The sequence below is a fragment of the Hymenobacter busanensis genome, assembly GCF_008727865.1.
GTDB classification, from domain to species: Bacteria; Bacteroidota; Bacteroidia; order Cytophagales; family Hymenobacteraceae; genus Solirubrum; species Solirubrum busanense.
In genome coordinates this window covers 134,787-154,511 of the sequence record NZ_VTWU01000003.1, presented here as the reverse complement: position 1 = coordinate 154,511, position 19,725 = coordinate 134,787, and the positions used below count along the sequence as shown (strand labels likewise).

The following is a 19,725-nucleotide window of genomic DNA, read 5'->3' as shown; positions in this document are numbered from 1 at the left end:
CGAGGCGGTGGTATATTCAGCGGCGGAGCTTGGCTGGGGCCAAAGGGCGCATCGTTTCCCGGTGGTTTAGCGTTACGAGCTCAGCGGCTGGGCTGCCTTGAGAATTACCGAGTTGCGCCGTTGTCAGCGCGGTTGTTGCAGGTCCATGCCGTACCTTTAAGCAGAGTACACCCTACGCTCTATGAGGCACGTTTACCCGCTGCTTTGCTTGTTTGCGCTTCTGCTATTGGGTGGCTCCGCAGCCGCCCAGCGCATGGCGTTCAGCGGGCGCGTCACCGAGGCTGCTACGGGCCAGCCGGTGCCGTTTGCCTCGGTGTATGTGAAAGGCACGACCCTGGGCACCACCGCCGACGAAGAGGGCCGCTACCAACTGCCCGTGCCGCAGCCCGTCGATTCGCTCTGGGCTTCGGCCGTGGGCTTTCGGCCCAAGAGCGTGGCTGTGGGCAAGCAGCCGGTACAAACGGTTAATCTGGCGCTGCCCTCGGCGGCCATTGCGCTGGGCGAAGTCACCATTCGGCCCACCGAAAACCCCGCCTACGCCATTCTGCGCCAAGTGCAACAGCACAAGCCCCAGAACGACCGGCGCCGGCTCGACGACTACGATTTCGACAGCTACACCCGCCTCGAAGCGGCCTTTACCGACCTGCCCGAGCGCATTGCCAAGCAGCGCCTGGTGCAGCAGATTCAGCGCATTGCCGATGCCGAAGCGGCCAAAACGCCGGGCACGGCGGGCAATAACCTGCAGGCGGCCCTGCCCATTTTCGCCTCCGAAACCGAGTCGCGCTGCTACGTGCGCAACCAGCCGGTGCGGCGGCGCGAGGAAATCCGGCGCAGCCAGCTGCGCGGCGCGGCGCCCGAGCCCGGCTCGTTTCTGGCCCAGATGACCGGCTCGTCGTTTCAGGATTTCGACTTTTACCCCAACTGGCAGCAGTGCGTCGGCAAGGACTTTATTTCGCCCATTGCCGAGGGCTGGCGCATCACCTACGACTACGACTTGGAGGACTCGGTCCTGGTCGGGCAGGACCGCTGCTACCAGCTCAAGGTCACGCCCCGCCGCCCGCAGGACCTGGCCTTCACCGGCCGCATCTGGATTACCACCGGCTCCTTCGCCTTGCGCAAGGTCGATTTGATGGTTGACCCCAGGGCCAACCTGAACTTCGTGAGCGAGCTGAGCGTGCAGCAGGAGCTGACCTCGCCCACCGACGGGCCGGGACTGCCGGTGCGCACGCGAGTGGTGGTCGGCTTCAAGCCCTCTGGCGACGGGCAGTTGGGCGCCCGCGCCGTGGTAACGACCGTGAACAGCCACTTTTTGCGCAACCAGAACCGCCCGCTGGCTTTCTACGCGCAATCCATCGAAACCGCGGTCGATGCCTACGCCAACGCGGCCGAATACTTTGCCCAGAGCCGCCCCGACACGCTGTCGGTGGCCGAAAAGCAGACCCTGGCCGTGCTCGATTCGGTAACCGAGTTGCCGGCCGTGCACTCCATCATGGAGCTGGCCGATATTGTAGTGAACGGCTACAAGCGCGTGGGCAAGATTGACGTGGGGCCGCTGCTGACCACCTTCGGCTTCAACAACGTGGAGGGCGTGCACACGCGGTTGGGCCTGCGCACCACGCCCGAAATCAGCCCCACCTGGCTGCTGGGCGGCTTTGTGGGCTACGGCTTCCGCGACCAGCGCGTGAAGTACAACGTGTATTTCAACTACATGCTCAACCGCCGCCACTGGACGGTGCTCAGCCTCAACCAGCGCCGCGTGCTCGACCAAGTGGCGCTGCTCGACGTGGACCTCGACGGCGCCGACGCGCTTTACGAGGCCTCGGCCCGCGTGGGCAACCTCGACAAAGGCCGCCCGCTACTGCGCGACGTGTCGTCGGTGAAGCTGCAGACCGACGTGCTGCGCGGCCTGACGCAGAGCGTGATGCTGCGCCGCCAGCACTTCGACCCGCTTTTCGGCTTCCGCTATTTCAACACGCCCGAGCACGAGCCCACTTCGCCCACCACCGACGAGTTGTCGTTGGCCGAAGTGGTGCTGGAAACCCGCTACGCCCGCGACGAACGCCTCATCAGCCTGCCGCACCGCCGCTACGCCGTGGGCCAGATGCTCTGGCCCGTCTTTACGCTGCGCTACACGCTGGGCCTGAACAACCTGCTCGGCGGCGACTTCCGCTACCACAAGTTCAACCTGCTGGTGACGCACAGCGCCCGGTTTGGCCAGCTCGGCCGCACCGACTACCGCCTCGAAGCCGGGCTAATTCCGAACACCGTGCCCTACCCGGTGCTCAAGTCGCATCTGGGCAACCAGAACCCGTTCTACAACAGCTCCGCGTTCAACCTGATGCGCTACTTCGAGTTCGTGAGCGACCGGTACGCGTCGGTGCGCGCCGAGCACCACTTCGAAGGGCTGTTTCTGAACTCGGTGCCGCTGCTCAAGAAGCTCAACTGGCGCTTGTTGGCCACGGGCAGCGTGCTCTACGGCGGTGCCCGCCCCGCCAACCTCGACCTGATACCCGCCGCCGACCCGTTTACGGGCGAGGCCCTGCCCAAATTCCGGCCGCTGGGCACTTTGCCCTACGCCGAGGTGGGCTACGGCGTGGAAAACATCTTCAAGTTCGTGCGCGTCGACTTCATTCACCGCCTCACCTACCGCAACCTGCCCGGCGTTCAGAATTTTGGCGTGAAAATGAGCTTCCAGTTCAAGCTCTAGCACCCGTTTGTCGCGGCCCGAAGCGCACCGGTCGAAGTGCTCCGGAATACGACCAGCGCTGTTATTTTTATTTCGCTGCCGCTGAGCTATTTACCCATAAAAAGCAACAAACGATTAACCTTTGCTAAGGTAATTTGCTCTCTATCGCGTCGTACCTTTGTGTCGATTGTGAGAAGCTCATTATGAAGTCTGTATACTCGTGGCTGGGGCTGGTGCTCCTGCTGACGCTCGGCAATACCGCGCTGGCCCAGCGGATTGTTTTTTCGGGCCGCATCACCGAGGCTGCTACCGGCCAGGCTGTACCCTTCGCCTCGGTGTATGTGAAAGGTACCACCTTCGGCACCACCGCCGACGAGGACGGCCGCTACCAGCTGCCGGTTGCTCATCCGGTCGACTCGCTCTGGGCTTCGGCCGTGGGCTTTCGGCCCAAGAGCGTGGCCGCAGGCAAAGCGCCCCAGCAAACCCTGAACGTGAAGCTGCCTTCGGCGGCCATTGCGCTGGGCGAAGTCACCATTCGGCCCACCGAAAACCCGGCCTACGCCATTCTGCGCCAAGTGCAGCAGCACAAAAAGCAGAACGACAAGGCCCGGCTCGACGCTTTCGAGTTCGACAGCTACAACCGCATCGAGGTGTCTTTGTCGGACATTTCCGACCGGCTGGCGCGGCGCAAAGTCATTCGCGACATGACGGCCATTGCCGACGGCGCGGGCGACCTGGCGCGCAACGCCTCGGGCAAACCCACGGTGCCGCTGTTTGCCTCCGAGGTGATGTCGCGCTACTACGTGCGGCACCGGCCCAACCGCGAGCGGGAGGAAATCAAACACTCGCAGCTGCACGGCGTGGCCCCGCAAGACGGCACGCTCCTGTCGCAGGTACTGGGCTCCTCGTTTCAGGACTACGACTTCTACCCCAACTGGCAGGTGGTGATGGGCAAAGACTTCATTTCACCCATTGCCGACGGGTGGCGCATCACCTACGACTACGACCTGGAGGACTCGGTGATGGTGGGCCAGGACCGTTGCTACCAGCTGAAAGTCACGCCCCGGCGCCCGCAGGATTTGGCCTTCACCGGCCGCATTTGGGTGACGATGAACTCCTACGCCCTGCGCCGCGTGGACCTGGAAGTCGATCCGAAGGCCAACATTAACTTTGTCGACCAGATTCGGGTGTACCAGGATCTGGCGCCTTCGCCGGCTGGGCCGTGGCTGCCGCAGCGCACCCGCGTGGTGCTGGGCCTGAAGCCGACCAAAAAGCAAAGCGGGCTGCTGGTGCGCTTCACCACCGTCAACTCGCAGTTCGATGCCGGCCACCCGCACGAGTTGCCGTTCTACGACCAGCCCTTTGCCGCCGCGCCCAACGCCCAGAAAACGCCTGCCGATTTCTGGCAGCAGCAGCGCCCCGACACCCTCTCGGCCCAGGAAGCCCGCACGCTCACCGTGCTCGACTCGGTGGGCAAGCTGCCCTCGGTGCGCACCTTCCTGGAAGTGGCCGACCTCGTGGTGAACGGCTACAAGGAGTTGGGCCCGCGCGGCCGCTTCGAGCTGGGGCCGATTTTCAGCACCTACAACTACAACAACGTGGAGGGCAACCGCCTGCGGCTGGGTTTCCGGACCACGCCCGAGCTGAATCCCAATTGGCTGGTGCAGGGCTACGCCGCCTACGGCACCCGCGACGGGGAATTCAAGTACAGCCTCTCGGCCGACCGCATTGTGTCGCGCCCGAACTGGACGGTGTTTAGCGTGAAGCACAGCCACGAGCTGGATCTGGTGGCCTTGCTCGACAACGACCTGGCGCTGGAAAGCCCGCTGTTTGAGGCCGCCGCGCGCTTTGGCAACATCCGGCCGCTGCTGCCGCTGTGGCGCGACGTGACGAGCGTAACGGCGCAGTCGGACCTGTTCCACAACTTCACCCAGAAGCTCACGCTGCGCCGCCAGCACTTCGACCCCATCTACAATTTTGCCTACTACACCACGCCCGACCGCCAGCCCGGCGCGCCCACAGCCGACCAGCTCACGCTGACCGAGGTAGTGGTGGAGTCGCGCTACGCACCCGGCGAAACGCTGCTGCAAAACCAGAACCGCCGCTACGCCGTGGGCCTCAACAAGCTGCCGGTGTTTACGGGCCGCTACACGCTGGGCGTGGATGGGCTGCTGGGCAGCAACCTGCGCTACCAGAAGTTCAACTTCACCATGACCCACAGCGTGCAGCTCGGCCAGCTGGGCCGCACCGAGTACATTGTGGACGCGGGCTACATTCCGAGCACGGTGCCGTACTTGGTGCTGAAGGCGCACTTGGGCAACGAGTCGCCAATTTACACCACCAACGCCTACAACCTGATGAACTACTCCGAGTTCATCAGCGACCGGTACGCCTCGCTGCACGCCGAGCATTACTTCGAGGGCCTGTTCATCAACGCGGTGCCGCTGCTCAAGAAGCTCGACTGGCGCCTGGTGGCCACCGGCAACCTGCTCTACGGCGGCCTGGGCGCGGCCAACCGCCAGGCCATGCTCACCACCGACGCCTCGGGCGCGGCCATGCCCACGTTCCGGACGCTGGGCACCACGCCCTATGCCGAGGTGGGCTACGGCGTGGAAAACATCTTCAAGTTCGTGCGCGTCGACTTCATCCACCGCCTCACTTACCGCGACCTGCCCGGCATCAAAACCTTCGGCGTGAAGGTGTGCGCGCAGTTCAAGCTCTAGCGGCGGCGGGCCACGCGGCCTCCTTGGTATTTCTTGATTTCAATCAAGGCAGCAGCCCCGAAAAGGCTGCTGTTTTGCATGGTGGCTGCGGGTAAAGCAGTTAGCTCACCGTCGAGCCCGTTCGGGCGGCGTTTTCGACGGTTCATCCGGCTCCGTTGCCGGTGACGGCTTTCTGCTTGCCGCGGGCGCCTGGCGGCTGCATTTTTACCATCGTTGGCGGCCGGCAGGTTACGCTTTTGTTACCCAGGCAACCTTCCGCCGCTTTTGGCCATCTACTCACGCACGCACCCTTACCGTACCTCACCTTGCTATGGAACAGACCTTCGGCCCCCGCTACGTGTTGTTGGAAAAGAAGCTGCAGCTGACTACCTGGCTGCTGCGCCTGTGGTTGGCCGTGGGCGCGGCAGCTACGGCGTCGGCCGCGGCGCTGCTGTAGCTGCACGCCGGGCCGCCGTGCAACCCCGCGGCGCTGCTTGGGGTACACGGTAGCTTACCCTGCGGCCCCAGTCGGCCGCCTCAGCCCGGCCTATGAGCACCCGACACACCTACGATATGGGCCTAGTGGGCAACTGCGCCTACCTCGCCCTCATCCATCAGGATACCTCTTTGCAGTGGCTGTGCTGGCCGCGTTTCGACAGTGGTTTCGTCTTCGGCGGCCTGCTCGACCGCGACAAAGGCGGCGCCTTCAGCCTGCAACCCGCCGACGGAGAGTTCAGCACCCACCAATACTACCTCGACAACACTAACGTGCTCTGCACCGAGGTAGACAGCGTGGGCGGCCGCTACCGCGTGACGGACTTTGCACCGCGCTTTCCGCAGTACGAGCGGTACTACAAGCCGCTGATGATTATTCGGAAGCTGGAGCCGCTGGCGGGCACGCCGCGGGTGCGGGCCGTGTGCCGGCCCACCGGCAACTACGGCCAGACCCCACTCACGCCGCGCCGCTCGTCCAACCACATTGCGTTTCTGGGCCTTGCGGAAGAAATTCGGCTGACGACGAACGTGCCGCTGAGCTACATTCTCGACGAAGAGGACTTTGCCCTCACCGAAACCAAGTACCTGGTACTGACCTACGGCGCACCGCTGGAAGCCGCCCTAGAAACCTCCTGCGAGCAGTTTTTGCAGCGCACGGTGCAGTACTGGCGCACCTGGGTGAAGAGCACCAGCATCAGCAACTTTTACCAAACCGAGGTGATTCGCTCGGCGCTGGCCCTGAAGCTGCACCAGTACGAAGACACCGGCGCCATCATTGCGGCCACCACCACTTCCTTGCCCGAGGCGCCCGGCTCGGGGCGCAACTGGGACTACCGCTACTGCTGGATGCGCGACACGTTCTACATCCTGAACGCGTTCAACAACATCGGGCACTTCGAGGAAATGGAGCAGTACTTCCATTTCATTGCCAACATTTCCACCAAAGTTGGTGACAAGTACCAGCCGTTGTATTCCATCAGCGGGGCCTCGGAGCTGATTGAGCAAGAGCTGGACCTGGCCGGCTACCGCGGCAACCAGCCGGTGCGCATCGGCAACGACGCCTACACGCACATCCAGAACGACGTGTACGGGCAGGTGCTGGTGGCGCTGCTGCCGCTCTACGTCGACCGCCGCTTTGTGACCAAGGAGCGGGCACACTCCGAGAAGCTCATGCGCGAGGCGCTGTCGTTTATCGGGCGCACCATGAACCAGCCCGACGCCGGCCTCTGGGAGTTCCGCAACTTGGCCCAGTACCACTGCTACACCTACCTCTTCCATTGGGCCGGGGCGCACGCGGCGCACAAGGTGGCGCAGCATTTCGGCCTGGCTGATATGGCCGCCGAAGCCGCCGACCTCATGCAGCAGGCGCAGGAGAAGATTGAGGCCTGCTACCTGCCTTCCCGCGGCGTGTACACCAATGCCATCGGCTCTACTCACCTCGATGCCAGCGGCCTGCAGCTGATTTTGATGGGCTACCTGCCACCCGACTCGGAGCGGGCCCGCACGCATTTGGCGGCGCTGGAGCAGGAGCTGAAAACGCCGGAGGGCCTGTTTTACCGCTACCGCCACGCCGACGACTTTGGCACGCCCGAAACCACCTTCCTCATCTGCTCTTTCTGGTACATTGAGGCCCTGGCCTGCGTGGGCCGCCTCGACGATGCCACCCGCGAGTTTGAGAAACTGCTGCGCTACACCAACCACCTGGGGCTGCTGAGCGAAGACGTGGACGCCCGCACCGGCTCGCAGTGGGGTAACTTCCCGCAGGCGTACAGCCACGTGGGGTTGGTGAATGCCGCCTACCGCATTGCCAAGAAGCTCGACCGGCCGAATTTCCTGTAGGGCTTGGCCAAGCCGGTTTGGCTCGTCAGGCAGAGCGTAAGCGAAGCATCTCGCTTGCTGATGGCCGAGAGTAACCTGTTATCCTATTATTAAAACGAGATGCTTCGCTTGCGCTCTGCCTGAGGTTCCGGTAGCAGCCCAGCTACCCGGCAGCTTGTGGCTGTTTCTGCGGCGCGGGTCCATCGGTTTCGTGTGGGGTGCCCGGGGCAGCCAACGAGGCCAGCACTTGCCGCACGTCGGAACTGGACTCGATGTGGAAGCGCGCCAAGGAACGTACGCCGTGACCCACTTTCACGGTGTAGGCGGTTTTGGGTAGCACGCGGAAGGTATCTTCGTCGGTGCGGTCGTCGCCGAAGGCGAGGATGAAGCCGGGGTCGAACTCCTGCACCCAGCGGGCGGCGGCCAGGCCTTTGTCGATGCCGGCGTTCTTGATTTCGATGACCTTGTTGCCTTCCAGCACTTGCAGGCCGGTGTTGCTGGCTACAAAGCTCAGGTGCGTTACCAGCTCGCGGGCCCGCATTTCGCCCAGTTCGTCGTCGGTTTTGCGGTAGTGCCACACCAGGGAGTACTCCTTTTCTTCGACGAACGAGCCGGCGGTGCGCGACACGTGCAGTTCCAGAATGGGCCGGATTTCGCGCTTCCAGTCGTTGCGCAGGGGCTGAATGAGGTTCCAGTCTTCTTCGTGGCGCTTCAGCCACACCCCGTGCTCGGTAATAAAATCGAGCGGCAGGTCGCCCAGCCACTGCCAGAGCGTGTGCCGGTCGCGGCCGCTAATGATGACCACGCGGTTGCGGGCATCAGTCGTGAGGTCGGTAAGCAGTTGGCGTAGCTCGGCATCGGGCTGCACGCGCTGCGGGTTGGGATTGAAGCCGACGAGGGTGCCGTCGTAGTCGAGCAATAGCAGGCGGCGCTGGGCGGCGTGGTAGTCGGCCTGGAGCTGCTGCACCTCCCAGGGACCCAAGGTATCGGTGGCCAGCACCTGCTGCTTGATTTTGATGTAGGCCAGGCGGTTCATGAACACTTCCACCCAGTTGTGCACGTCGTAGCGGCGCACTATGGCCTGCATGCTGGCCAGGTACTGCTGCTGCTCATCGGGAGGCATTGCCAGGGCACGGTGCAGCGTGGCGGCTACCTCGGCCGTGTCGGTGGGGTTGATGATGAGGGCATCGGCCAGTTCGCGGGCCGCGCCGGCCCGCTCGCTCAGAATGAGCACGCCCCGGCCTTCGCCTTTGCTGGCAATGAATTCTTTGGCTACCAGGTTCATGCCGTCGCGCATGGGCGTTACCAAGGCTACGTCGGCGAGGCGGTAGAGCGCAGCCAGCTCTTCGGGCGGAAAGGAGCGGTAGAAGTACTGAATGGGCGTCCAGGTGATGGTGCGGTACGCAGCGTTGATGCGGCCCACCAGCTCGTCGATTTCCTCCTTGAGCTGCTTATACTGCTCCACTTGGTCGCGCGAGGGCACCACCAGCATCAGCAGCGCTACTTGTTCGTGCAGGGTGGGGTTTTGCTGAAGCAGCAACTCAAACGCCCGCAGCCGCTCGGCAATGCCCTTGGTGTAGTCGAGGCGGTCAATGCTGAGCACCACCTGCACCTGCTCGCCAATGGCCTGCCGGTATTCCTGCTCGATGCGCCGGGCTTCGTCGGACGCGGCGGCGCTGGCGTATTTGTCGTAGTCGATGCCCATGGGCACCGAGTCGACGAGCACCGTGCGCTGGCCGGCTTCCACCAGTCCGTTCTGGTTGGAGTAGCCCAGCACCCGGCTCACCGCGCTCAGGAAGTGGCGCATGTAGCTGTAGGTATGAAACCCGATGAGGTCGGCGCCCAGCATGCCCTTTAACAGCTCCCGGTTCCAGGGCAGCACCCGCATCAGCTCGTACGACGGGAACGGAATGTGCAGGAAAAAGCCTACAGTGCTGGTGGGCAGCGCCTCGCGCAGCAGTTGCGGCAGGAGCAAAAGCTGGTAGTCGTGCACCCATATGGTGTCGTCGGGGCCGGCTACGGCCAGCACGGCGTCGCAGAATTTGCGGTTGACGGCCTGGTACGCCGCCCACAGGTGCGGTTCGTAGCGGGCGTACTGGGGGAAATAGTGAAAGGTAGGCCAGAGTGTTTCGTTGCTGAAGCCCTCGTAGAAGTCGCGGATTTCGTCTTCGGTGAGGAAGACCGGATACATGTGGTCGTGGGCCAGCTGTTGCGTGACGTGGGCCTGCTCGGCTTCGTCGTCCAGAAACGTGCCCGGCCAGCCCACCCACAGGTTGTCGCCCTGCTGGTACACCGAGCCCAGGCCGGTGGCCAGCCCCCCCTCGCTGGGCGCAAAGGCTAGGCCGTCGTCGGTGCGGCGCACTTTGGTGGGCAGGCGGTTGGAGACAATAATGGTTCGTGCCATGCTACGCGCGGTGCGTTGGTTTATGCTTTTCTTACGCAGCCAAGGCCGTTTCCGCCGAAATCAGCCCCGATTTCAGCAAGCGTCGGCTTGCCGCTTATCACATCATTATGTGATAGACGAGCTTGGTCCAGGCCGCTATATTTGTTTCGGATGCAGGCGTCGATTCGTCCCGCCTCATCCCATAGAGTAATGGTGAAAGCTCCGGTTCCTTGGGTCGGAGCTTTTTGCTTTTTGGAATCGAGCAGTATGTTGCTCCTTCCCTGGCGCTTTGCCCCGCGCATTGGCTTCCGGAATGTGTGTCCGGCGAAGCCCCTGCTACGGCAGCACGCCGCAGTCGCCGTTGTTACTACCTTTCGGCCATGATTCACCGGGGTTTCGTTCTGCTGGCGCTGTTGCTGATTGCTGTAGCCGCGCGCGTGGCGGCGCAAAGTCCCCAGACCCCAAGCTTGCATCGCGCCCTGGCCGCTGCCAAGTCCGACACCAGCCGGGTGCTGCTGCTGGCCGACCTAAGCGCCTCATACCGTTACTCCCGCTTCGATTCGGTGCAGGCGTACGCGCAGCAGGGCCTCGCGCTGGCCCGGCGCCTTGGCTACCGCAAGGGCGAAGGCCGGTGCATATCGCGCTTGGGCATCCTGATGAGTGAGCGGGGCAACCTGCCGCAAGCCCTGCGCACCGACTTGCAGGCCCTGCAACTCAACGAGGAAAGCCACGACCTGGAGGGCATGGCCCGCACGCTCAACCAAATTGGGCTGCTGTACTACGCGCTGGAAGACTACCGGCCCGCGCTGTCGTACTTCTTTCGTGCCCAGCGCCTATACGCGCAAGCCCGCATTGCCGACCCCTCGCAACTGGTGAGCGTGCTCACCAACATCGGCGCCAGCTACGAAGGCCGCAGCCAGTTCGACTCGGCGGCCGTGTTTCTGAACCGCGCCTACCACCTCACCGACCTCGCCCGCAACCACGGCTGGAGTTGCTGGGGCAACCCCACACCCTACGTACTGCGCGAGTTGGGTTTGCTGGAGGCCTCGCAAGGCCGCCCGGCCGAAGCCTTGCTGTATTACCGGCGGAGCGTGCGGGCCGCCGGGCCCGAAAACGACCGCCGCAGCGCCTGCCGGGCCTACCAGTACATGTCGGAGCTCTACCACCAGCGGCAGCAGTCCGATTCGAGCGTGTACTACGCCCGCAAAGCCTTGCAGGTGGGCCAGTCGTTGCCGTTCGTCATGGGAGTCGTGCGCACCAGCAACTTGTTGGCCGATGCCTTCCGCGCCCGCGGCCTGAACGACAGCACCCTGAAGTACCTGCAGATTCTGCACACTGCCGAAGACAGCCTTTACAACCCGCAGCGCATCAAGCAGCTCGACGCCATTGGGTTTGCCGAGCAGCAGCGCCTGCGCCAGCTGGAAGACGAGCAGTTGCAGCTGGCCGAGCGCACCCGCACCTACGCCTTGCTGGCCGGCTTGGCGGCGGCCTTGCTGGTAGCCGGGCTGCTCTGGCGCACCAACCGCCTGCAGCACCGCACCAACGCCCGCCTGCGCACCCTGCACAACGAAGTGACCCAGCAGAAGCAGGAAATAACGACCCAACGCGACAAGTTGGCCCGCATGCTGCACGAACTGAAGGTGGCGCAGAGCCAGTTGGTGCTACGCGAGAAAATGGCTTCTTTAGGCGAGCTGATGGCCGGCGTGGCCTATGAAATTCAGCACCCAGTGAACAGCGTGAAAAACTTCGCCGGCATCAGCGTGAGCCTGGTCGACGAGCTGCGCAAGGAGCTGGCCAAGCTGCCGCTGGAGCTTGACGACCGGGAATACCTGGCCGAAATGCTGGACAACCTCAGCCAAAACCAGTCGAAGATTGTGCAGTTCAGCCAGCGCGCCGACTCGGTGGTGCGCGGTATGCTGGAGTATTCCAGCAGCGCGCCGGGGCCCCGCCAACCCACCGAGCTGAATGCTTTCGTGGAAGACTACCTCCGCCTTACATACCACGACGCGCGGGCCAAGAACCGTAATTTTCACGCGGCCCTTTTCCCGCACCTTTCTCCCGAGGTAGGCACGCTCTCCGTGGTGCGCCACGATATCGGGCGGGCCCTGATCAACTTGTTCACCAATGCGTTCTACGCGGTGCAACAGCGGCTGGCATTAGACGAAGACGACTACGTACCACAAGTAACCGTGACGACCCGCGCCCTCGATGGCCGGGTGGAAATTCGGGTGCGCGACAACGGCCTGGGCATTCCGGCGGCCGCTCTGCCCAACGTTTTCGACCAGTTCTTTTCCACCAAGCCGCCCGAAGAAGGTCCCGGCCTGGGCCTCACCCTCAGCCACGAGCTCATTACCAAAGGCCACGGCGGCACACTCACTGTCGAAACGCAGGAAGGCGAGTTCACCGAGTTTATTATTTCACTACCTGTACAATAGTTGTTCAAGGCCAGCTCGCACATTCCCAAAGCGTTACGGCGTCTGACACAATTAAACAAAGCCGATTGAGCTTCTCAGCAGTCCTGGCCTCGGGTGCGCCCTACACCGCAAGCGGTAGCATAGCCGCGTGAGCCTACCTCGGCACACACAGGCAAAAAACACAACGACCCGGCTGCCGTATCGGCAACCGGGTCGTTTCAGGTAGCGGGGACAGGACTCGAACCTGTGACCTTTGGGTTATGAGCCCAACGAGCTACCAACTGCTCCACCCCGCACTGTTTGGTTCTGCAAATGTAAGAGGCTTTTTCGGACATTCCAGCCGGAGGGTTGCAAAAGGGCCGGAGGACGAGCTTTACCGCTGACTGTCAGCCGGAAAATTTTGTTTCGGCAACGCCTCATTTCACGTAAAGCAAAAACATACGACTATTGGCATGCCCGTACTGGGGTGTTCAGGCGTATACAGGTCACTTTTCCACAACCAATTTTCTTGTATGCGTCATCGCCTTTACCCTCTTGCAGCCTTGCTCCCGTTGCTGGGCGCGGTTGCGGCCTGCAACTCCAGCTCCTCGGGCGAGCACACCACCACCGCGGCCGACAGCACCACGACGGCCCCGGCAGTTGATTCCAACGCGGCCACGGGCACTGCCAAGCCCGCAGGCCCCAAACCGGCCTGGGCGCCGAGCCTCAAGCCCGAAATGCAAGCCGTAATCGAGAAGCTGGAAAGCTTTAAAACCCCGCCGCTGCACACGCTCCCCGTGGCCGAAGCCCGCCGGGCACCGAGCCCGGCCGACGCGGTAAAAAATGTACTCATCGAGCAGCAGATTGCCGTGCCGCCGTCCAAGGTAGATACCATGAGCAAAACGGTGGCGCCGGGCGTGAAGGCTCGCATTTACACCCCGCGCGGCGCCACCGGCCCGCTGCCGGTGGTGGTGTATTACCACGGCGGCGGCTGGGTAATTGCCAACCTCGATACGTATGATGCCTCGGTGCGCGGCTTGGTCGAGCAAACCGGTGCCGTATTTGTGTCGGTGGCCTACCGCCAAGCGCCCGAAAACAAGTTCCCAACGGCCCACAACGACTCGTTTGCCGCCTACCAATGGGCGCTGAAAAATGCCGCCTCTATCAAAGGCGACCCGCAGCGCGTAGCCGTGGTGGGCGAAAGCGCCGGGGGCAACCTGGCCGCCAGCGTGAGCCTGATGGCGCGCGACAAGCAGGTGGCGCTGCCGAAGTACCAAGTGCTGGTCTACCCCATTGCCGGCTACGACCTGAACACGCCGTCGTACCAGAAAAATGCCGAAGCCAAGCCCCTCAACAAAGCCCTCATGGGCTGGTTCTTCGACAAGTACCTGCGCAGCGCCGCCGACGGCAAAAACCCAATGATTGACCTGGTGCATGCCAACCTGAAAGGCATGCCGCCCACCACCATCATCACGGCCGAAATCGACCCGCTGATGAGCGAGGGGCAGATGCTGGCCGATAAACTGAAGGCGGCTGGTGTGCGCGTCAATTACAAAAACTACGACGGCGTCACCCACGAGTTCTTCGGCATGGCGGCCGTGGTGCCCGAGGCCAAGCAGGCCCAGGCCCTGGCGGCCAGCGACCTGAAAAACGCATTGAAATAGCTGCTTTCGGGTCAGAAAGCCGCGTTTGGTCGGCTCCTACCTTAACCGGTCCCGTTGGTTCGCCCAGCGGGACCGGTTGTGTTACGGCTGCTCAAAACCGGCTGGTAATGCCAAAGTGAATTTTGGAAGCGCCGAAGGCAAACGGCTGGCTGTTGGTGCGGCCCACCGAATACACGAACTGAAACACGCCCGCGCCGGTGCGGAAGCTCAGCCCCGCACCCAGGCCGGTGGGCGCGTCTTCGCCGGGCTGGTCGGGCAGGCCCCGGCGCAGGTAGGCCTGGTCGGCGAAAAGGAAAAAATAGGCTTCGGGGCCGGTGAACTGGCGCAGTTCCACGGTGCTCACGCCGTATTGGGCGGCGTAGAAATCCAGCTCGTTGAAACCGCGCAGCGTGGCCAGACCGCCGAGGCGAAATAAGTCGTTGAGGAACAGGCGTTGGTTGAACAAGGCCTCGCCGCGCACGCGAGCCAGCAGCACGCTTTGCTTGCCCAGGCGCATGTAGCGTTCCACGCGCCCGCTCAGGCTGATTTGGGTGGAACGCAGCGGTAGGCCATCGTACAGCTCGGGCTTGATGTCGGTGTTCTTGCTGATGACCTTGGTCCCCACCGCGCCTTGTCCGGTGAGCAGCCAGCCGCGGCGCGGGAAATACGGGTCGTCGAGGAGGGTAAGGGCGTAGTCGAGGCCGTAGCCGGTGTAGCGCGAGTCGACGTTGTCGGGCAGCACGGTGAGCTTGTAGAGCGTGGTATCGAGCAGGCGGGAGTTGCGCTGCTCCACAAACACGCTCAGCCGACCCGCCCGCGAAGCCGCGTAGCCCACCTGCAGGCGCGGGCGCAGCGTCAGAAAATCGTCGCTCTGCTTGAACAAGTTGAAGGTGGCACCCAGGTCCAGCGGCGAGCCGAAAAAGTTGGGGTGCTGGTAGCCCGCATCAAGCACCTGCGAGGCGGCCTCCACCTTGCGCCACTGCAGACCCAGCTGCTTGCCGGTGCCGCCGAGGTTGCGCAGGTTCAGCGTCACGTCGCCGGTAATCTGCACCTTCTTCTGGCCGGGCGCGGTGTTGTTGTTCGGCAGCACGCCCACAATGGCGTCGAATTGGTTGGCGTTGCGGTCGTCGAGGGCGAGGTACACGCGGGCCTTGCCGCGGGCGAAGCGCACCTCGGGCTCGGCGCGCAGCTGCAAATAGGGCAGCTGGCGCAGCAGCCGGGCGGCGGCATCCACGCGTTGCTGACTATAGGGCTGGTTGGGCTCGATCTGGAGGTAGCGAATCAGAAAGCGGGGCCGAATCTTGGTCTTGCCCACAATCTGCAGCGAATCAAACACCACCACCGGACCGCGGTCGACGGCGAGGGTGGCGGCTACTTCGTTGGTGGTCAGCTGCACCGAATCGAGCCGCACCTGCGCGAAGGGGTAACCCGCGTTTTCGGCTTCTTCCAGAATGCGCGACTGCAGCCGGGCCAGATCGGCGGGGCCGAAGGGCTGGCTGCGGTACACCCGCTCCCGAAAGCCGGTGCGGCCCAGCAAATCGTCGCCCACGTTGCCGCGCTGCAGCCGCGCCCACCGAAACGCCTCGCCCACGTAGAGCCGCGCCACCAGCGTGTCGCCGCGCCAGCGCAGCTCGTCGGCCGAGGCCGTGAGATAGGCATCGGTCTGCAAGGCCAGCACCAGCTCGCGCACCGTGCGCAGGGCCGCCAGTGTGTCGGCGGCCACGAGGCGCGGGCGGTAGCGGCGCAGCAGCGCCTGGTCGGCGGCTTCGGTTTCGAAACGCAGGTGCTTGGGCGCGGCCGGCGGCAGGCGGCGCTGCGTGGCGCGCACCGAATCGGGCCGGGCGGGGCGCGGCGGCACGGGCGGCGCCTGCGTGGGGGGCAGGTTGGGCGTGGCTACCGGCGACGTGGTTTGGGCATGCGCCCGCGTCAGCCCGCTCAGCAGGCTCACCAGCAACCCCCAGAAGAGCAGAACGCGGGTGTACATTTACAGGCTCGTAACGCAGCGGCCGCGGTTTTCATTTCAAGCAATGAACTGGAGGCTGGATTTGCGGGCTAGAAGCCCAAAACCGCCCCGGCCGAACTCCGTCGGCCGCGCTGCTGTTGCGCAATCTTACGACATCCCCTCCGCGTGGCCGGCCTTTACCTTCATATTCCCTTCTGCAAGCAAGCCTGCCACTACTGCGACTTCCACTTCAGCACCGCGCTGGGGCGCAAGGGGCAGGTGGTGGAGGCCTTGGTGCGCGAAATGTCCCTGCGCCGCGACTACCTCGGCGGTGCCGAGCTGAGCACGATTTACTTCGGCGGCGGTACGCCGTCGTTGCTCACGGCGGCCGAGCTGACAACACTCTTCGAAGCCATTTACCGCTACTTCCCGGTGGCAGCCGGCGCCGAAATCACCCTCGAAGCCAACCCCGACGACCTCACTCGCGCGAAGCTGCACGAGCTGGCAGCCTCGCCCGTCAACCGCCTGAGCATCGGCCTGCAGAGCTTCCACGAGCCGCATTTGCGCCTGATGAACCGTGCCCACTCAGCCGACGAGTCGCGCCGCTCGGTGCTCACGGCCCAGGACGCGGGCTTCGCCAACATCAGCATCGACCTGATTTACGGCGTGCCGACGGCCGACGGCGACCATGGCATCTGGCAGCACGACTTGCGTGAGGCCGTGGCCCTGCAGGCGCCGCACCTGTCGTGCTACGCTCTCACGGTAGAGCCCCAAACGGTGTTTGGCCGCCAGGAGCGCAAGGGCTTGTTCCGCGCCGCGCCCGACGAGTTTGTGGCCCGCCAGTTTGAGATGCTGCTTGAAACCAGCGCCGCGCACGGGTACGAGCAATACGAAATCAGCAACTTCGCCCGGCCCGGCCACCACTCGCGCCACAACTCTAGCTACTGGCAGGGGGTTCCCTACCTCGGCCTTGGCCCCAGCGCCCATTCCTCCGACGGACAGAGCCGGCAGTACACCGTGGCCAGCAACACCCAGTACGTGCAGGCCGTGCTGGAGCGCCACGAGCTGCCCGCCACCCACGAGGCCCTCTCGCCCACCGACCGTGCCAACGAGTACCTGATGACCAGCCTGCGCACCTCCGCCGGCTGTAACCTGGCCTACTTGCGCCAGCACCTCGGCATCGACCTGGCGGCCCGGCACCCGGCCTACCTCGCGCAGCTGCAGCACGATGGCTGGGCCACGCTCACGGGCGACGTGCTGCGCCTGACGGACCGCGGCAAGCTCCTGGCCGACCAGATTACGCTGGAGCTGTTTCTGGAAGCACCGGCCTCGGTTCCGAGCGCCGGCAGTGCCTCGTAGCGCATTCCTCCATGGATAAATATCGGCGGCAGCTCGTTCGTGACACCCAGCAAAACAGGAGGTTAACCCGAAATTATTGTCGGTTATGGAGCCGCTGTTGCCCGCAAAGGTTTACTCCTTGCCCGCAACCGCGTACATTCCTCCCGTAACTCCCCTCACCGCGTACCCCTTCCCGCATGCAACGCCTGATTGACGCCGTCGAATACGGAGCCGATTTTTTCGTGGAGGAAATCACCATCCGCGCCATCGTGTTCGACAATTCCGACGACGTGACGGTGTGGGCCACCACCATATTCGATCAGCAGCTCTACTTCTTTCACCTGGGCTTGCCCTTCGCCAGTCTCGACGTGATACTGCGCCAGGCCGGCCCGCGCGCGGGCGAACTGCAGGAAGAAGTAGCCGATGCCCTGGCCCACGCCCCGCGCCCGTGCCTGATTGAATACACAAGCGAAGACCGCGTGCCCGTAGAGCTGCCCGGCCTCGCCCTGAAGCTCTCTTTCACCTACCCCGCCGACGAAGACGAGTTTGAAGCCGACGAGGACGATAGCGAAGAAGACGGCGACGACAGCGCCGAGCGTGCCGCCGCCGACAACGTGTTTTACCTCGAAGGCATCTACCGCCGCCTCGACGCCTGACCGGCAATGCCCGACGCCTCCCCACAACCCGTTTTCTACCTCATTCCCGGCCTCGGTGCCGACGAGCGGATTTTCACCCGCCTCACCCTGCGTGGCACCGTGCACGTGCTGCACTGGCTCCAGCCCGCCGACCCCGACGAGTCCCTGCCTGCCTACGCCGCGCGCATGGCCGAGCCCATTCCCCTCGACGAGCGGTGCTGGCTGGTGGGCGTATCGTTTGGGGGCACCGTGGCGCTGGAAATAGCGCGCTTGCGGCCGCTGGCGCTGGTGGCTTTGGTATCGAGTATTCCCGAAGCTGGAGCCCTGCCGCCCCTGCTGAGGTTGATTCGGGCCACCGGCGTGCAAAACTGGGTACCGCCGCAGGTGCTGCGCTGGTTCCCGCGAATCGGCCAGTGGTACTTTGGCGTCAACAACGGCGAGGAGTACGCGCTGTTTAAGCAGATTCTCAACGAACAGGAGCCGCGCTACACCCGCTGGGCCATCCGTAGTTTGTTCCGCTGGGACAGCCGCGACGTGGGCTCGGCCGTGCAAATCCTGGGCACCCACGACCGGATATTCCCGCCCGGTCCGCGCAAGGTGGAATACCTCATCGAAGGCGGCACGCATTTCATGGTCTACAGCCACGCCGCCGAAGTCAGCCGCATCCTCAACGCCTTGGCTTCCGACTTCGCTACGGAAGCCCCGATGGTGCCGTAACTGCGCCCTACCACAACATTTCGGCGCTGTAAGCCGAGGCGGTGTTACCCGGTAAGGGGACGGGGCAGACCGAGCTGCTTGTTCATCAACAAGCACATTCATTCGCTTTCTTGTGGCGCTAATCTGCCAACCCATGCTCACTACCACCCTCACCTACCACGGCCAGACCTACCGTTTCAACCCGGCCGCACCGCTGGATATTGCCCTGCCCCTCGCGCCCGGCCCCGATCAGGTCAACTGCTTCTGGGCCGAGCCGGTGGAAATCGACGTCATCCGGGTGGGCGACTTTGTGGGCTCGGTGGCCGAGGGCGGCAGCACCAACTACAAGCGCGTGCACCTCACGCCCCACGGCAACGGCACCCACACCGAGTGCTACGGCCACATCAGCCCCGACCCTGCCGCCACACTGCCGCGCTGCCTCACGCGCTTTCTGTTCGTGGCCCAGCTGATTTCGGTAGCCCCGCGCCCGCGCCCCAACGGCGACTACGTAGTGGAACTGGCCGACGTGCAGCCGTTCATTGAAGCTGCCGCCGCGCCGCCCGAAGCCCTGGTGCTGCGCACACTGCCCAACGAAACCGCCAAGCGCACCCGGCAATATTCCGGCACCAACCCGCCTTACATTACCGCCGAGTTGGCCGACTACCTCGTGGCCCAAGGCATCGAGCACCTGCTGCTCGACCTGCCCAGCGTCGACCGAGAGTTGGACAACGGCGTGCTGGCCGCGCACCACGCGTTTTGGCAGTACCCGGCGCCGTTGCGCCCCCACGCTACCATTACCGAGCTCATCTTCGTGCCCGATTCTATTGCCGACGGCCTCTACCTGCTCAACCTGCAAGTCACCATGCTGGAGCTCGATGCCAGCCCCAGCCGCCCGGTGCTTTACGCCCTGGAGCCCGCCGCCGATGACACCTGGGCCGGGCATTGAGTAACGCTCGTCTGCTCCGGCAGCGACACCATCTTTCCGAACGCAAAA

General features: G+C 63.8%; 13 protein-coding genes and 1 tRNA gene. 10 read left to right on the top strand and 4 right to left on the bottom strand.

The features are described 5' to 3' along the window. Window positions 1-181: 181 nt before the first annotated feature. Both F0P96_RS08575 and F0P96_RS08570 read left to right on the top strand, forming a co-directional pair. Complete coding sequence (locus F0P96_RS08575) at window positions 182-2,707, top strand: DUF5686 and carboxypeptidase-like regulatory domain-containing protein (RefSeq protein ID WP_151078451.1); 2,526 nt, start codon at window positions 182-184, stop codon at window positions 2,705-2,707. Window positions 2,708-2,889: 182 nt separating this feature from the next. Next, window positions 2,890-5,409 (top strand): DUF5686 and carboxypeptidase-like regulatory domain-containing protein, encoded by a 2,520-nt coding sequence (locus F0P96_RS08570; protein ID WP_151078450.1) that lies wholly within the window; start codon window positions 2,890-2,892, stop codon window positions 5,407-5,409. Here F0P96_RS08570 and F0P96_RS20925 read toward each other — a convergent pair. After that, complete coding sequence (locus tag F0P96_RS20925) at window positions 5,406-5,555, bottom strand: hypothetical protein (RefSeq protein ID WP_160620279.1); 150 nt, start codon at window positions 5,553-5,555, stop codon at window positions 5,406-5,408. The two genes, F0P96_RS08570 and F0P96_RS20925, sit on opposite strands and share 4 nt — an antisense overlap. Window positions 5,556-5,719: 164 nt before the next feature. On the opposite strand from F0P96_RS20925, the gene F0P96_RS21280 reads away from it, so the two are divergent. Both F0P96_RS21280 and F0P96_RS08565 read left to right on the top strand, forming a co-directional pair. After that, complete coding sequence (locus F0P96_RS21280) at window positions 5,720-5,845, top strand: hypothetical protein (RefSeq protein ID WP_262714351.1); 126 nt, start codon at window positions 5,720-5,722, stop codon at window positions 5,843-5,845. Window positions 5,846-5,937: 92 nt separating this feature from the next. After that, window positions 5,938-7,722: a glycoside hydrolase family 15 protein gene (locus tag F0P96_RS08565; protein WP_151078449.1), complete on the top strand. Its 1,785-nt coding sequence runs from the start codon at window positions 5,938-5,940 to the stop codon at window positions 7,720-7,722. A 142-nt stretch (window positions 7,723-7,864) separates the two neighbouring features. Here F0P96_RS08565 and F0P96_RS08560 read toward each other — a convergent pair whose 3' ends face one another. Next, the gene (locus tag F0P96_RS08560) at window positions 7,865-10,105 is read right to left on the bottom strand and encodes a bifunctional alpha,alpha-trehalose-phosphate synthase (UDP-forming)/trehalose-phosphatase (protein ID WP_151078448.1); all 2,241 of its coding nucleotides are present in this window, start codon (window positions 10,103-10,105) and stop codon (window positions 7,865-7,867) included. Between the two features lie 359 nt (window positions 10,106-10,464). Between F0P96_RS08560 and F0P96_RS08555 the strand changes: the two genes are divergently transcribed. Continuing rightward, entirely contained in the window at window positions 10,465-12,519 is a 2,055-nt protein-coding gene (locus tag F0P96_RS08555) for an ATP-binding protein (protein WP_151078447.1), read from the top strand. Between the two features lie 202 nt (window positions 12,520-12,721). Here the strand turns inward: F0P96_RS08555 and F0P96_RS08550 are convergent. Continuing rightward, window positions 12,722-12,794: transfer RNA gene (locus F0P96_RS08550), tRNA-Met, on the bottom strand. Between the two features lie 246 nt (window positions 12,795-13,040). Here F0P96_RS08550 and F0P96_RS08545 point away from each other — a divergent pair. Next, window positions 13,041-14,141 carry an alpha/beta hydrolase gene (locus F0P96_RS08545; RefSeq protein WP_235917435.1) on the top strand — a complete coding sequence of 367 codons (1,101 nt, stop codon included), beginning with the start codon at window positions 13,041-13,043 and terminating at the stop codon, window positions 14,139-14,141. A gap of 91 nt (window positions 14,142-14,232) precedes the next feature. On the opposite strand, the gene F0P96_RS08540 is transcribed toward F0P96_RS08545, so the two are convergent. Continuing rightward, window positions 14,233-16,104 carry a BamA/TamA family outer membrane protein gene (locus tag F0P96_RS08540; RefSeq protein ID WP_151078445.1) on the bottom strand — a complete coding sequence of 624 codons (1,872 nt, stop codon included), beginning with the start codon at window positions 16,102-16,104 and terminating at the stop codon, window positions 14,233-14,235. A 144-nt stretch (window positions 16,105-16,248) separates the two neighbouring features. On the opposite strand from F0P96_RS08540, the gene hemW reads away from it, so the two are divergent. The 4 genes from hemW to F0P96_RS08520 all read left to right on the top strand — a co-directional run bounded on the left by hemW (window position 16,249) and on the right by F0P96_RS08520 (window position 19,677). After that, window positions 16,249-17,421, top strand: coding sequence for a radical SAM family heme chaperone HemW (gene hemW, locus F0P96_RS08535; protein ID WP_151078444.1), 1,173 nt, complete (start codon window positions 16,249-16,251; stop codon window positions 17,419-17,421). 176 nt (window positions 17,422-17,597) lie between these two features. Beyond that, complete coding sequence (locus F0P96_RS08530; RefSeq protein WP_151078443.1) at window positions 17,598-18,056, top strand: hypothetical protein; 459 nt, start codon at window positions 17,598-17,600, stop codon at window positions 18,054-18,056. Between the two features lie 6 nt (window positions 18,057-18,062). After that, on the top strand, window positions 18,063-18,752 hold the full coding sequence (locus F0P96_RS08525) for an alpha/beta fold hydrolase (protein ID WP_151078442.1): 690 nt from the start codon (window positions 18,063-18,065) through the stop codon (window positions 18,750-18,752). A 133-nt stretch (window positions 18,753-18,885) separates the two neighbouring features. Continuing rightward, a complete protein-coding gene (locus tag F0P96_RS08520) occupies window positions 18,886-19,677 on the top strand; it encodes a cyclase family protein (protein ID WP_151078441.1) in 792 nt (263 codons plus the stop codon). Window positions 19,678-19,725 lie beyond the last annotated feature (48 nt).